Raw genomic sequence first — 12698 nt, 5'->3', positions numbered from 1 at the left:
TTCAGGCCCGCACCTGTCGAGTATTGGAGTATCAAATGAACACTTCTTCCGAAAGAACCGCCATCGTCACGGGTGCATCATCGGGCATCGGTCGCGCCACCGCCGAGGCGCTGGCGCGCTCGGGGTATACCGTGTTTGGCACCAGCCGCAAAGCCGGTGACAGTTATGCACAGGTCTCCATGCTGAGCTGCGATGTCACGGATGACGACTCTGTCCGTGCGCTGGTTGCAACCGTTCTCGCGCAGACCGGGCGCATCGACCTGCTGGTCAACAATGCCGGCATCGGTATGCTGGGCGGCGCCGAGGAGTTCTCGATCCCGCAAGTGCAGGCACTGTTCGACGTCAACCTGTTTGGCGTCATGCGCATGACCAACGCAGTACTGCCGTCGATGCGCCAACGAGGTCAGGGGCGCATTATCAATATCGGATCGGTCCTGGGGCTGATACCGGCGCCCTACTCGGCTCATTATTCGGCGGTCAAACATGCCCTGGAAGGCTATTCCGAATCGCTCGATCATGAAATTCGCGCCTTCAACGTCCGGGTCTCGGTCATTGAGCCGGCCTACGTACGTACAGTCTTCGATCAAAATGGCATCGAGCCGGACTCGCAGTTGCAGGCGTACGATCAGGTGCGAGCAGGTGTCCGTGCGTTGCTCGCCGATGTCATGCCGACAGCCGACCTGCCCGAAGTTGTTGCAGCAGTGGTGCTGAAAGCGGCGAGCGATGTTCGCCCACGGCATCGATACACCGCCGGCAAGACCGCCCGACAAATCAGCATGCTGCGGCGCTTCGCGCCTGCCGGAGCGTTCGATAAGAGCTTGCGCAAGCAGTTTCGCTTGCCGGTGTAGATGCCATGGTCTGGACGTATCAGCGCCGTTCCATACTGACTTGGTTCGGCAGTAGCCCACAGGCACGATAGGTGTCGATCAACGTGTCAAAAAGGGCAATGTCCGACCTGCTTCTGGCAACCAGTTGCGCGCCCGCCACCGCGGAAAAAATGGCCTGCGCCCGCACCTCGCTGTCCGAGGGCGAGCAAACGTTCGCGGCCACCAGAAGCTTGCTCAGCCAGGCAATGTTGACCTGGGCAAATAGCTGCATTTCCTCGGTCATCTCTGGCGGCAGGTTGTCGGTTTCAGCGCCGACGAAACTGCCCAGGCAAAGGCGGTTTTCAACCTCCAGCGAACGCCGGAAAATTTCCGGGAAACGCTGTAACGCTTCGATCGGATCGGGGGTTTCTGCGGAGATCGTCTCGAGTTCAGCGGCACCGTCCTGCCAGTATCGCGTGGCAACCGCGACACCCAGATCAGCCTTGCTGGGGAAGTGGTAGTAAATACTGGCCGGCTTGATTCCGACCTGGGCGGCCAGATCGCGAAAGTTCAGGCCGTTGTAGCCCTGGGACTGGGCGATGTTTCTGGCAGCAAGCAGGATCGCCTCACGGGCGTTGATGGTCATCGTAATGCCTTGTACTTCGGACGCGTTTCTGGAAACCGACACATGCTAATTCAAAAACCTGCCTTTTGTTAGGTAGAAAGACGGGGTCGCGCATGGCAGCGGTCATCCGCTGCTGAACGGCCGTCGTTGGTATATCCCGGCCTGCAACGGCTATCGCCGGGAACATCCTGCATGACGTTCCCGGCGACAAGGTGCGCGAACACCAGGCCAATCACTCGGCCGGCGAGTCCAGCTCAGGAATACCGCTGCTGCGATCAGCATAGGCCGCCTGGAAAGCCGGACGCTTCTGCCAGCGCTGCCAGTACAGGTCCAGGAACTCGAAACGCTCATCCAGTGGCGTGGCGTTGACCGGGAACTTGGAGAAGGCAATGGCAGTTGCGAGCGTGATGTCCGCGAACGTTGGCGCATCGCCGCCCAGCAGCCACTCGCGACCATCGGACAGATGAAGATTGACCAATGCCGCATGGCTCAGCGCCTCCTTGCGACAGTGCTCGCCCCATGCTTCGTTCCTGGTCAGTTCAAGCTTGAAACCGAGGCCGGTGTGCAGCACGTGAAACGCCGTAACGATCCGATAGAGGATATGCACCCAGATGCGGTTATCCCACATGTTATCGAGGCCCTGCTCCAGAGCGCCCTCGCCCATGATCTTGCGGCCCGGATAAGACTGATCCAGATAGCGAGCAATAGCTGCCGTCTCGGAAATAAAGCTACCGTCTGCCAGTTCGAGGGTCGGCGTTTCACCCCACGGGTTCATATTCAGGTGCCGCCAGCCACGCTGCTCTCCGCCGGGCGCCATGTCATAAATGGTTTCATCGAACAGATCGGCGATGCCTTTTTCATGGATGAACAAACGCAGGCGTTGAGGATTCGGAAAAGCCGAAGGAGAGGTGAAAAGTCGCAATTTAGAGGTCATGGTCGGGCCTGTGCGGTAGGGTAAAAAACCTACCTAACTATCGTTAGGTATCCGTACCGTAGCGGCACCTTTGCATCGAGTCAACACCTACCTAACATTTGTTAGGTGAACAGTATTGGCTCGGCTTATCAGTTAGCCTGGCAACCAGAGAAAATTCTGCTGAGAATGCAGGCTTGATGCACGGTTTGGCCCGCATTGACAGCGCTCAAACGTGAGCGCCTTGATATCCTGTCCGCCGATCTCGGGCGGCCAGTGAATGCCGCTCAAAACCGTACAAGACCCAGGCTCGAACCACAGGCCTCGCCAGGCCGCATAGCGCAGAGAAAGAAGGAAAAAGAATGCAGCACGCTTCGCTGAACCGTTTTCGTACCGGGTTGCTCGCCTTGCTTTTGCTGTGCGTGACCTTGCCGGCCCTGGCCCAGAATGCCCCCGCGCCCCAAGCTGATAGTGCCAGCAGCGCCGCGCCTGCCGTGGATGTCCCGAGTCTGGATGATCTGAACAAACAGCTCGATCAGATCCGTCAGAAAGTGACGGGCAGCGCCAACGATGACCTGCTTTCAAGCCTGCGTCAGGCGGCTTTGCAAGTTCAGAAACAAGCCGACAATCTGGTTGCGCAGCAAGCTGTCGACATCGAACACCTGAATGATCAGCTCAACATTCTCGGGCCGGTGCAACCGGACGAAGCGCAAAGCCTGACCAGTCAGCGCAAGACGTTGACCGCGCAGAAAAACGCGCTGGTCAGTGATGAACGGCAGACCAATGAGCTAAGCCAGTCAGCCCGGGATCTGGCTACGCAGATATTCAACCTGCGCCGCAGCCTCTTCGATTCACAGATCAGCACGCGCACCGCTAGCCCGCTCAGCTCGGCATTCTGGTCCACACTGATTCGCCCGACCGATGACGACCTGGGACGTTTGAACAGGCTTCTGGTGGACGTGCGTCAGGTGCTCGACAACGCGATGGCACCGGACAACCGTGTGCAATTCATCAGCGTGGTGCTGGGCGCGTTGTTCATCTGGGTGGTTGTCCGGCGCCTGCTGGAGCGCCTGCTGATCTGGGCGATGATTCGCTGGCTGCCCGAAGGCCGCCTGCGCCGCAGCGCCCTGGCCCTGGCGGTCGGGCTGTCGACCATTCTCACCATCACCATCGCCACGTCCTTGCTGCGCTGGGGAATCGTCCACAACGCGGTGCTCAGCAATGACGTGGTCAATCTGCTCGATCAGGTGCAGACGCTGATTACCTTCTGCGCCTTCATCGTCGGTCTGGGCCGCGCGCTGTTGATGCTGGCACATGCCTCGTGGCGCTTGCCGCAAATTCCTGACCAGATCGCCACCGCACTGGGCCGCTTCCCGCCCGCACTGGCGCTGGCACTGATGGTCATCGGCACGCAGGAGCGAATCAACAGTGTGATTGCCAGCAGCCTGGCACTGACAGTTGCGGTCAATGGCCTGACGGCACTGGCGGTTTCGCTGGTGTTCTTCTACGCCCTGTTGCGCTACCGCCGTACCCGCCGCCGCTTTGAGCTGGAGCGCCCGGCAGGCTTCGCCGGTCTGATTCCGTTTATCGTTGCGGTGTGGGTCGGCCTGAGTTTGCTGGCATTGTTGAGCGGCTATCTGACGCTGGCGTACTTTCTGGCAGTGAAACTGCTCTGGGTGAGCGTGGTGGCGTCCACTGCGTACCTGCTGATCGCCTGCTTCGGTGACATCTGCGAAACCCTCCTGTCGCCCAAGCAACCTGGCGGCCTGGCGCTGGGCTCAGCGCTGGGCTTGTCCACGCGCCATCAGGCGCAGGCAAGTACCGTGCTCGCCGGCATAGGCCGCACCTTACTGCTGCTCACCGCTGTACTGCTGGCGTTCCTGCCTTCGGGGTCGAGCCCGGGCGATCTGCTCGCCAGCTTTACTCAGCTGGATGTCACGTCCAAATCCATGGGCAACCTGAACATCGTCCCCAGCGACATTCTAGTGGCATTGGTCTGCCTGGTCGTCGGCCTGCTGAGTGTGCGTGTACTCAAGGAGTGGTTTGGAGAACGCCTGCTGCCCGAAACCAACATGGACGCGGGCATGCAGGCCTCGCTGGTGACCCTGATCGGTTACATCGGCTTTGTGCTGGTGGTGGCTGTGGTGATGTCCACACTCAATATCAGCCTCACCAATCTGACCTGGGTGGTCAGTGCGCTATCGGTGGGGATAGGTTTCGGCCTGCAAGCCATTGTGCAGAACTTCATCTCCGGCCTGATTCTGCTGACCGAGCGTCCGGTCAAAGTCGGCGACTGGGTAAGCCTGGCGGGGGTCGAAGGCGATATTCGCCGGATCAACGTCCGCGCGACCGAAATCCAGATGGGCGACCGCTCGACAGTGATCGTGCCGAACTCGCAGTTCATCACGCAGAACGTGCGTAACGTGACCATGGGCAATGCGCTGGGAGTGGTCGGAATCACCCTCACCCTGCCCCTGGAAACTGACGTTCTGCAAATACGCGAACTGCTGTTGCAGGCCTTCACCGAACACGAAGCGATACTCGATGCGCCAGCGCCTTCAGTCACCTTTAAAGACCTGACCAATACCGGCTTGATCATCAGCGCCAGCGGCTACGTGAACAGCCCACGCTCGGTGGGTGGCGCACGGAGTGATCTGTTGTTTACCGTTCTGGGGCGTCTGAGGGAATTGGGTGTAGCGCTGTCTGCACCGCAGAGCATGGTGTTGATCAATGAGGGGGCTGGGAAGGAGGCGACGGAAGATTCGGTGACGCCTTAGGGCGGGAGTGGAGCGCAGGGGTGGGAGGTTCTGGGGCCTGCCTTATTCTTTCACAGGCAATACAAAAAGCACCCGTCAGGCTCGGCCTGATTGGGGCTTTTTCAGTTGCCCTTACTGCCACTCTGCTGTCACGAAAATTTCATGCCGTTGGGATTTTTCGCCCTAGATGTAGTGCCTTTTACTGGCTGCTGTTCCCATGGCGGGCGAGGTGACCAAGCCTCCACAAGCTTATCGATGAAGAGTCGAATTTTTGGAGAGAGGTGGCGCTTGCTAGGGTAGATCACCCGAATAGGCTCTGCCGCCTCTGCATACCCAACGAGCAATTGCACGAGCTTGCCGCTCCTCAAATCGTCGTTCACCACGTAGGAAGGAAGAGTCGCGATACCCAGGCCAGCGATAGCTGACTGGTGCAATGACTCAGCACTGTCCATCTGTAACCTTCCACCATGAGTAACGGGCACAGAGCTACCGTTCACGCGAAAATTCCAAGGAAGCAATCTCCCACCGCTCACAAAATGCAGACACTGGTGCTCGGATAAATCCTCAGGCGTTTTGGGCTCGTCATGCTCAGCCAGATACTTGGGTGAAGCGCAGGTAATCATTTGTTGATAGGCCACCGTACGCGTGAGCAACCGAGAATCTTCCTTGGGAGGCCCGATGCGCATGGCCAAGTCAAACCCCTCATCAATCAGGTCGACCAGCCTGTCGGAAAAAGTGATATCCACGCTCAAAGAGGGCCAATCGTTCAGGCAGCACTCAATGTGCTGAAGAACATGAAGTCTGCCCAACGCAACCGGCAAGCTTATCCGCAATCGTCCACTGGGTGTCGAACGACGAAATGCCAGCGCGTCCTCTACATCGTCCAGATCCTGAAGAACGCCCACGCAGCGCTCATAAAGAATCTGGCCTTCGTCAGTCATGCTCAAACTGCGAGTTGTGCGATTGAGCAGACGTACCTGCAATCGAGCCTCCAGTCTCACTATCGATTTCCCCACCGCCGAGCGAGTCAACCCCAGCTGCTTGGCCGCCGCAGTGAAGCTTCCTGCGTTTACCGAGCTTACGAATGCTGCAATGTCATTCAGGTTATGGAGTTCCATACGGCATCAGTGGTCTCAACGTTCGGGCGGCTTAGCACCTGTTATAGGGAACCCTATTCCCCAATACTAAGCATAGTATCTCAATTAGCTAACCAACTCCGAACGATCAATTGAGGTCATTATGAACACTAAAGTCCAAGCAGCCGTCCAAACCTGGGCCAACAGCCTTAGCGATCTGGTACCTGTTCTTACGGGAATCGATACCACTACAAACATGAGCGACATCCGCGACTCTTACGCAAAAATGCTCGCGCAAAATCCAGCGCCAACTGGCGTTAAATTCGAAGCAGTCGACATGGGTGGCGTACCCGGCACACTGGTCACTCCGAACGAGATCAAAACCGACGCGGTTGTGATGTACATCCACGGAGGCGCCTACATCGTAGGTCGTCCAGACGGCTACCACGGCATCGGCGGCAACTACGCGAAAATGCTCGGTGCTCGTGTGTACATGCCGGACTACCGCCTTGCCCCTGAGCACAAGTTCCCAGCCTCTATTGATGACACACTGCGCACTTACGAGTGGCTGCTTGAGCAGAAAGTCCCGGCTAACAGAATTGCGTTCTGCGGCGAATCGGCTGGCGGCGCGATGGTTGTCAGCGTCATGGTCGCGGCTAAATCGAAAGGGCTGCCATTGCCTGCGGTTGGCTCCTCCATCTCGCCATGGGCGAACCTTGAACACACCGGTGCTTCCATGAGTAACCGTGAAGGTCTGGATCCTCTGAACTCCAAGCCTGTATTGGACATCCTCGCCAGAGCATTCCTGGGCGACACGCTGGCCAATCATCCGCTGGCATCTCCGGTGTTCGCGGACGTCACCGGTCTTCCCCCCATCTTGGTACAAATCGGCGAAAACGAGTTGATGTTGAGTGACGCGATGCGTCTTGCAACTCACTTGGCTGATAACCGTGTTCGCGTCAACCTGGAAGTATGGCCTGCGATGTTCCACGCCTGGCACTTCTACGCCACCATGCTGCCAGAAGGTCAGCAGGCAATGGAGAGTTCCGTTCGCTTCATTGAGACTGGCCTGGCCGACGCAAACCGCTAAAACGCAGAACAACCGCGACAGCTTTCGGCTGTCGGGGTTTTGCTCGTCCTGTTTCTACGAAAGCTTTTTCAAGGTATTCGAAAACCTGGGCAAGTGCCCTGCCCCAACTCGTCTGCATCGCTAGCCCCCACTATCGGTGCGGCGGGTGGGCTCGTGACAGCTTTTGCTCTATTGACTGAGCCACCAAGACAACGACAGCACATTGCTAAAACCTTCCAGGTTGCAGAAATGCTGATATCCAGAAGCGGACGACCTCTGTATATCCGCACCACTGAAAGGTAACAACCAGACTGTGTCTGCAGGCTATTTCAGACTTATGGAAAAGGGCATCCATTACGGATGCCCTTTATTGGTTGCGATTTAGTATTTGTGATTCGTGCTTACCTAAACAGCTTTTCTCACCGGCTTCGGAAGCGGGTTGGACGTAGTAGTGTCGAGATTGGTGGCATAGAGCTGCGTCACCCTGCCGTCACGGAGAAGGCGAGCTATCAGGATAATGGCTTGAAGAGCTTTATTTATATGGTGTCCCAGGCGGGGTTCGAACCTGCAACCTTCCCCTTAGGAGGGGGATGCTCTATCCAATTGAGCTACTGAGACACTGCATGCCGACACACCGATCGGTGCCAGCGAGGACGGCGTGCATCTTAGCGGCATGTGGCGCTTTTGTCATGTCGTCATTGCCCTACAACCCTGTAGCCGATGTCGCCTGGAAACATGGCCTGATAAACCGATCATGCAATTTGCAACACCCCAAAAAGCCATCATTGCAAAACGCACTGTAGAGCACTTTTTTTCATTTACTAAGACATTGATTTATAAGGAATTTATATCAATTTCTGATTGGCATGCAGACTGCATTATCTATATCTGTGGAACACATCTCATCCCAAACGGTCGGGCACAGGTACTGGAAAATGAACAAGACTCTCTCAGCGTTGAATGCGGCAGCTCTGGTGGCTCTGGTGGCATTTCATTTCCAGGATTCTGGTATCAAGGACGCTCAGGCCATCACGCCTGCTCCTGTCCATCACCAGATCAGTCAGGCGCCAAAGCTGGCAATCATGACTGAACGCGTTGCAAGCGCAGCGATGCTGGCCAATGACGATGATGAGTCACTTCAGTTTCCACGCGCCGAACAGCGCTGGGTTTTCTGATAACGCCTGTAACGACCCTTTCAAGAGAGAGTAGCCATGTCAAAATCCGCGTTGTCATTTCTGGTCCTGGCGATCATGGCCGTCGTCGCCGACCTGTTGCTTCCCGTTAACGCGCAAGCTACGAGTATCGCTGCAAATATCGCTGCCGGTGTATTCGCCAGTCTCTTCGTGGTTGCGCTGTTCGTCGGTCGTCGCTTCAAATTCGATCCGGTGCTTCGCTGACAGCGAAGCTACTTGCAGCAATGTGTCCGGTCGCCTGACCATCTCGCATCCGAAATCCCCCCCTGCTCCAGAACAACCCTCCTGCACCGCAGCCAACCCTTTGTCGGCTAACCTCGCTCACGCTGAATTTAGACGCATACTCAGAGTCAAATGGCCATGACAGCAAAAAAGCTCGGTGGCGTGCCCTTTTATCCGGGGACAAATGCGATGACTTTGCAAATTCGCTCGCATTTCTGATAATTGGTGCTGGCAATACGCCGCTACCTGAGTCAATATTTGTCACAGAATTGACGCCAAGGATTCGACGCAATACGGCATGATGTCGGCCCCTTGGAACCCCGGTTGAACATTTGGCCAAAAAGACTGTCTGACTGTGACAATCTTGCGGCCACTTGCTAGAACCGCTTCCCCTGAACTAACCGGTTAAATATATGAGCCCTATGAAACAGGCTACTTATTCCAGCCGCACGGCTGACAAGTTCGTCGTTCGCCTACCAGACGGCATGCGTAATCGCGTGCAAGAGGTAGCCAAGAATCATCACCGCAGCATGAACTCGGAAATCATCGCTCGTCTCGAACAAAGCCTGATTCAGGAAGGTGCTCTTGGTGATGAACCAAGCCTGCGCCTCGATAGTCCTGAGCTGTCCTTGCACGAACGCGAGCTGCTGCAGCGCTTTCGTCAGCTTTCACATCGTCAACAGAACGCCCTTGTTTCGCTGATTGCTCATGACACGGAACTCGCTTCCGAAGAGTCCTGAGACTTGACGTAACAGACAAAGGCCAGCGAAAGCTGGCCTTTTTCGTTATAGCCTTTTTGTAGTCTTTTTCTTTATTAGTCGTCGGCTTATTGCAGTACTCAGCGACATGAAGACTTGGCCGAAGCATAAAAAAACCGCCTGATCACGGCGGTTTTTTTATTTCAAAGGACTGTAAGAGTCGCAAGACTTAGAGCAGAAAGATCGTTGCCAGTCCAAGGAAGATGAAGAAACCGCCGCTGTCGGTCATTGCCGTAATCATGACGCTCGCCCCCATCGCAGGATCTCGCCCCAAACGGGCAAGCGCCATGGGAATGGAAACGCCCATCAGCGCTGCCAGCAGCAGGTTGAGCGTCATGGCGGCGGTCATGACTACACCCAGCGACCAGCTGCCATACAGCATGTAAGCGACCACGCCGATCACACCCCCCCAGAGCAGCCCGTTGATCAGGCCGACAGCCAGCTCCTTGCGCAACAATCGCGCTGTATTACCGGTATTGACCTGGTCCAGCGCCATCGCGCGGACGATCATGGTGATGGTCTGATTACCGGAGTTGCCACCGATCCCGGCCACGATAGGCATCAGCGCAGCGAGTGCCACCAGCTTCTCGATGGAGCCTTCGAACAGGCCGATCACACGCGAAGCCAGAAACGCGGTTACCAGGTTGACTGCCAGCCAGGCCCAGCGGTTGCGCAGCGAACGCCATACCGATGCGAAGATGTCTTCTTCTTCGCGCAGACCCGCCATGTTGAGGACTTCGCTTTCGCTTTCCTCACGGATCAGGTCGACCATTTCATCGATGGTCAGACGACCGATCAGCTTGCCGTTCTTGTCCACGACCGGCGTGGAGATAAGGTCGTAACGCTCGAACGCCTGTGCCGCATCGTAGGCATCGTCTTCCGGGTGAAAGCTGACCGGATCGTTGGCCATGACTTCGCCAACCTGCTTCTCCGGATCATTGACCAGCAGACGCTTGATCGGCAGCACGCCCTTGAGCACGCCCTCGGAATCGACCACGAACAGTTTGTCGGTGTGGCCAGGCAGCTCTTTGAGCCTGCGCAGGTAGCGCAGTACAACTTCAAGGCTGACATCCTCACGGATCGTCACCATCTCGAAGTCCATCAGCGCGCCGACCTGATCCTCGTCATAGGACAGGGCTGACCGCACACGCTCACGCTGCTGTGAATCCAGTGTTTCCATGAGCTCATGAACGACGTCGCGGGGCAACTCGGGAGCAAGGTCGGCCAGTTCGTCGGCGTCCATGTCCCGTGCCGCCGCGAGCAACTCATGATCGTCCATGTCGGCGATCAGGGTTTCACGAACGGAATCGGATACTTCAAGAAGAATGTCGCCGTCGCGATCGGCCTTGACCAGCTGCCAGACGGTCAGACGGTCTTCCAGGGGCAAGGCTTCGAGGATATAAGCGACGTCGGCAGAGTGAAGGTCTTCGAGCTTGCGTTGCAACTCGACGAGATTCTGCCGGTGAACCAGGTTTTCTACACGGTCCTGATGCTGACCTTCCTGACGATGGGTCAGGTCTTCAACAATACGCTGGCGCTGCAGCAGATCGACAACCTGAGCCAGGCGGTCCTGCAAGCTTTCCTGCGTTTTTTTTACTTCTCTTTCGGTCATAGGCGAACTCCACTCCCAGCAGCGGAGCACGCCGGGAGATCAATCAGTTAATTCATGATTGTTGAAAAACATTATTGAGTAACGACTGGGTATGTCCATGGAGGTGTTCCACAAGCCCCGGCGGAGCTGACGGGCGCAATGATACACCGCTTTGAGCGAAGCGCACGCGAGAAAATTCAGCCCAGAACAACCGTTTGCAGTGCAAACCTGCACAACTCCGTAAGCCAGCCAGGGTTCGACGTCACATTCAGCCAACAAAACACGCTCGCCCCATCCAAAGACGGCAGTTAGCCTTTGCTGACACCCGTCACGGAGGACCTTGAGCATGCGACCTGCCAATCATCTGCTGTGGAGCGCCCTGCTCTGCCTTTCTGCAACGGCAACCGCCAGCAGCATTCATCGCTGCGAGGATGCATCCGGAAATATTACGTTTACCACCCTGGGATGTCCGGATGGGCACAGTACAAGCCTGCAAAGGGCCTTCAATGCGCCACCAGGCACCCGCATCGATTTGCTGCTGCCCGGCAACACTCCGGCCCCCGCGCCTCGAAAACCGGCAGCTCAGACAGTAGTCGTGGTCGGCGCGCGAGATGATGGCTGCGGCAACCGTTTGAGCGCCGAACAGCGCAGGGCTGCAATCATCAACCAGCGCACCCCTCCCGGCATGACGCGGCGCGATGTCGAAAGCCTGCTGGGGCGCCCCGACAAAGTCACCAATCGCAACGGAGAATTGCACTACGTGTACAACCAGAAAAAAGGTCGCAGTAATCAGGTGACATTTGACGAGCACGGATGCGTTAAAGGAAAACGCTAGAAAGCAAAAAGCCCACATCTTTCGATGTGGGCTTTTCGTTTGTATGGTGCACTCGACAGGATTCGAACCTGTGACCGCTCGGTTCGTAGCCGAGTACTCTATCCAGCTGAGCTACGAGTGCATTGGTGTTTTTAGACCAGATCACCTCTGGTTGGAGCCAGTTATCGGAAACCCTGTAATTGCTTACAACGCTTCAAACAACTTTAAATGGTGCACTCGACAGGATTCGAACCTGTGACCGCTCGGTTCGTAGCCGAGTACTCTATCCAGCTGAGCTACGAGTGCATGTGTTGGTGCCGCGTATTATAGGTCGTAAGATTGTTTAGTCAAGCACTTTTTCTAGTAAATTCAACAACTTACAGATCAAGCCCAATCTTACGCACTACATAAATAATGGCGGAGAACGGGGGATTCGAACCCCCGACACCCTTTTGAGGTGTACTCCCTTAGCAGGGGAGCGCCTTCGGCCACTCGGCCAGCTCTCCGCAACACGGGGCGTATAATAACCACCCTTTTCCCCGTTTGCAAACCAAAAATTCAATAAAAATTAATGGCTTGGTTCTTCGTCCTTCTCTTTCTTGATACGCAGGTAAATCTCTTCACGATGGACAGCGACTTCCTTGGGCGCATTGACACCAATACGCACCTGATTACCCTTCACTCCGAGCACGGTGACGGTGATTTCACCATCCCCAATGATCAGGCTTTCCGCGCACCGACGAGTCAGAATCAGCATACTTTTCTCCTTACGCCTTTATTCAGGGACAACAGTCTGCAAACCTATAGGCAGTGACAGTAGCAAAACGCCATAACCACTACCTGTATATCGACTAACGCAAAGAAAACAAAAGCCCTTC

Annotated in this window: 12 protein-coding genes and 4 tRNA genes; 7 read left to right on the top strand and 9 right to left on the bottom strand. The window is 56.2% G+C overall.

Annotated features, from left to right (window positions below; all coding sequences use genetic code 11):
• Positions 1-35 precede the first annotated feature (35 nt).
• A complete protein-coding gene (locus BLR20_RS13085) occupies positions 36-848 on the top strand; it encodes an oxidoreductase (RefSeq protein ID WP_054994342.1) in 813 nt (270 codons plus the stop codon).
• Positions 849-867: 19 nt separating this feature from the next.
• On the opposite strand, the gene BLR20_RS13080 is transcribed toward BLR20_RS13085, so the two are convergent.
• Positions 868-1452, bottom strand: a complete 585-nt coding sequence (locus tag BLR20_RS13080) for a TetR/AcrR family transcriptional regulator (protein WP_054994341.1) — start codon at positions 1450-1452, stop codon at positions 868-870.
• Positions 1453-1663: 211 nt separating this feature from the next.
• Complete coding sequence (locus BLR20_RS13070; RefSeq protein ID WP_054994340.1) at positions 1664-2365, bottom strand: glutathione S-transferase family protein; 702 nt, start codon at positions 2363-2365, stop codon at positions 1664-1666.
• A gap of 338 nt (positions 2366-2703) precedes the next feature.
• Between BLR20_RS13070 and BLR20_RS13065 the strand changes: the two genes are divergently transcribed.
• Positions 2704-5118 carry a DUF3772 domain-containing protein gene (locus tag BLR20_RS13065; RefSeq protein WP_010434877.1) on the top strand — a complete coding sequence of 805 codons (2415 nt, stop codon included), beginning with the start codon at positions 2704-2706 and terminating at the stop codon, positions 5116-5118.
• Positions 5119-5246: 128 nt separating this feature from the next.
• Here the strand turns inward: BLR20_RS13065 and BLR20_RS13060 are convergent, their stop codons facing one another.
• Positions 5247-6215, bottom strand: a complete 969-nt coding sequence (locus BLR20_RS13060; RefSeq protein ID WP_054994339.1) for a LysR family transcriptional regulator — start codon at positions 6213-6215, stop codon at positions 5247-5249.
• Positions 6216-6336: 121 nt separating this feature from the next.
• Between BLR20_RS13060 and BLR20_RS13055 the strand changes: the two genes are divergently transcribed.
• On the top strand, positions 6337-7263 hold the full coding sequence (locus BLR20_RS13055) for an alpha/beta hydrolase (protein WP_025991046.1): 927 nt from the start codon (positions 6337-6339) through the stop codon (positions 7261-7263).
• A 520-nt stretch (positions 7264-7783) separates the two neighbouring features.
• Here BLR20_RS13055 and BLR20_RS13050 read toward each other — a convergent pair.
• Positions 7784-7860, bottom strand: a tRNA-Arg gene (locus BLR20_RS13050).
• Positions 7861-8177: 317 nt separating this feature from the next.
• On the opposite strand from BLR20_RS13050, the gene BLR20_RS13040 reads away from it, so the two are divergent.
• The 3 genes from BLR20_RS13040 to BLR20_RS13030 all read left to right on the top strand — a co-directional run bounded on the left by BLR20_RS13040 (position 8178) and on the right by BLR20_RS13030 (position 9397).
• Entirely contained in the window at positions 8178-8417 is a 240-nt protein-coding gene (locus BLR20_RS13040) for a hypothetical protein (protein WP_010434882.1), read from the top strand.
• Between the two features lie 36 nt (positions 8418-8453).
• Positions 8454-8639, top strand: coding sequence for a PA3371 family protein (locus BLR20_RS13035; protein WP_010434883.1), 186 nt, complete (start codon positions 8454-8456; stop codon positions 8637-8639).
• A 431-nt stretch (positions 8640-9070) separates the two neighbouring features.
• Positions 9071-9397 (top strand): Arc family DNA-binding protein, encoded by a 327-nt coding sequence (locus tag BLR20_RS13030; RefSeq protein WP_002554423.1) that lies wholly within the window; start codon positions 9071-9073, stop codon positions 9395-9397.
• A 187-nt stretch (positions 9398-9584) separates the two neighbouring features.
• Here BLR20_RS13030 and mgtE read toward each other — a convergent pair whose 3' ends face one another.
• Positions 9585-11027, bottom strand: a complete 1443-nt coding sequence (gene mgtE, locus BLR20_RS13025; RefSeq protein ID WP_003424840.1) for a magnesium transporter — start codon at positions 11025-11027, stop codon at positions 9585-9587.
• A gap of 325 nt (positions 11028-11352) precedes the next feature.
• Here mgtE and bamE point away from each other — a divergent pair, with 325 nt between their 5' ends.
• Positions 11353-11841, top strand: coding sequence for an outer membrane protein assembly factor BamE domain-containing protein (gene bamE, locus BLR20_RS13020; protein WP_054994338.1), 489 nt, complete (start codon positions 11353-11355; stop codon positions 11839-11841).
• A 44-nt stretch (positions 11842-11885) separates the two neighbouring features.
• Here bamE and BLR20_RS13015 read toward each other — a convergent pair.
• The 4 genes from BLR20_RS13015 to csrA all read right to left on the bottom strand — a co-directional run bounded on the left by BLR20_RS13015 (position 11886) and on the right by csrA (position 12577).
• A tRNA-Arg gene (locus BLR20_RS13015) sits at positions 11886-11962 on the bottom strand.
• Positions 11963-12049: 87 nt separating this feature from the next.
• Positions 12050-12126: transfer RNA gene (locus tag BLR20_RS13010), tRNA-Arg, on the bottom strand.
• Positions 12127-12235: 109 nt separating this feature from the next.
• Positions 12236-12326, bottom strand: a tRNA-Ser gene (locus BLR20_RS13005).
• 62 nt (positions 12327-12388) lie between these two features.
• Complete coding sequence (csrA, locus tag BLR20_RS13000; RefSeq protein ID WP_002554426.1) at positions 12389-12577, bottom strand: carbon storage regulator CsrA; 189 nt, start codon at positions 12575-12577, stop codon at positions 12389-12391.
• Positions 12578-12698: the final 121 nt, after the last annotated feature.

It is taken from the genome of Pseudomonas congelans, from assembly GCF_900103225.1.
In the GTDB taxonomy this organism is placed as follows: Bacteria; Pseudomonadota; Gammaproteobacteria; order Pseudomonadales; family Pseudomonadaceae; genus Aquipseudomonas; species Aquipseudomonas congelans.
Note: the sequence above shows the minus strand (reverse complement) of the source record. Positions and strands in the feature narration are given on the sequence as shown.

Bases quoted from the DNA above. Each gene is read 5' to 3' on its own strand.
- BLR20_RS13085 (WP_054994342.1), top strand. From the start codon at position 36: ATGAACACTTCTTCCGAAAGAACCGCCATCGTCACGGGTGCATCATCG.
- BLR20_RS13060 (WP_054994339.1), bottom strand. From the start codon at position 6,215: ATGGAACTCCATAACCTGAATGACATTGCAGCATTCGTAAGCTCGGTA.
- BLR20_RS13065 (WP_010434877.1), top strand. From the start codon at position 2,704: ATGCAGCACGCTTCGCTGAACCGTTTTCGTACCGGGTTGCTCGCCTTG.
- BLR20_RS13080 (WP_054994341.1), bottom strand. From the start codon at position 1,452: ATGACCATCAACGCCCGTGAGGCGATCCTGCTTGCTGCCAGAAACATC.
- BLR20_RS13030 (WP_002554423.1), top strand. From the start codon at position 9,071: ATGAGCCCTATGAAACAGGCTACTTATTCCAGCCGCACGGCTGACAAG.
- csrA (WP_002554426.1), bottom strand. From the start codon at position 12,577: ATGCTGATTCTGACTCGTCGGTGCGCGGAAAGCCTGATCATTGGGGAT.
- bamE (WP_054994338.1), top strand. From the start codon at position 11,353: ATGCGACCTGCCAATCATCTGCTGTGGAGCGCCCTGCTCTGCCTTTCT.
- BLR20_RS13070 (WP_054994340.1), bottom strand. From the start codon at position 2,365: ATGACCTCTAAATTGCGACTTTTCACCTCTCCTTCGGCTTTTCCGAAT.
- BLR20_RS13040 (WP_010434882.1), top strand. From the start codon at position 8,178: ATGAACAAGACTCTCTCAGCGTTGAATGCGGCAGCTCTGGTGGCTCTG.
- mgtE (WP_003424840.1), bottom strand. From the start codon at position 11,027: ATGACCGAAAGAGAAGTAAAAAAAACGCAGGAAAGCTTGCAGGACCGC.
- BLR20_RS13055 (WP_025991046.1), top strand. From the start codon at position 6,337: ATGAACACTAAAGTCCAAGCAGCCGTCCAAACCTGGGCCAACAGCCTT.
- BLR20_RS13035 (WP_010434883.1), top strand. From the start codon at position 8,454: ATGTCAAAATCCGCGTTGTCATTTCTGGTCCTGGCGATCATGGCCGTC.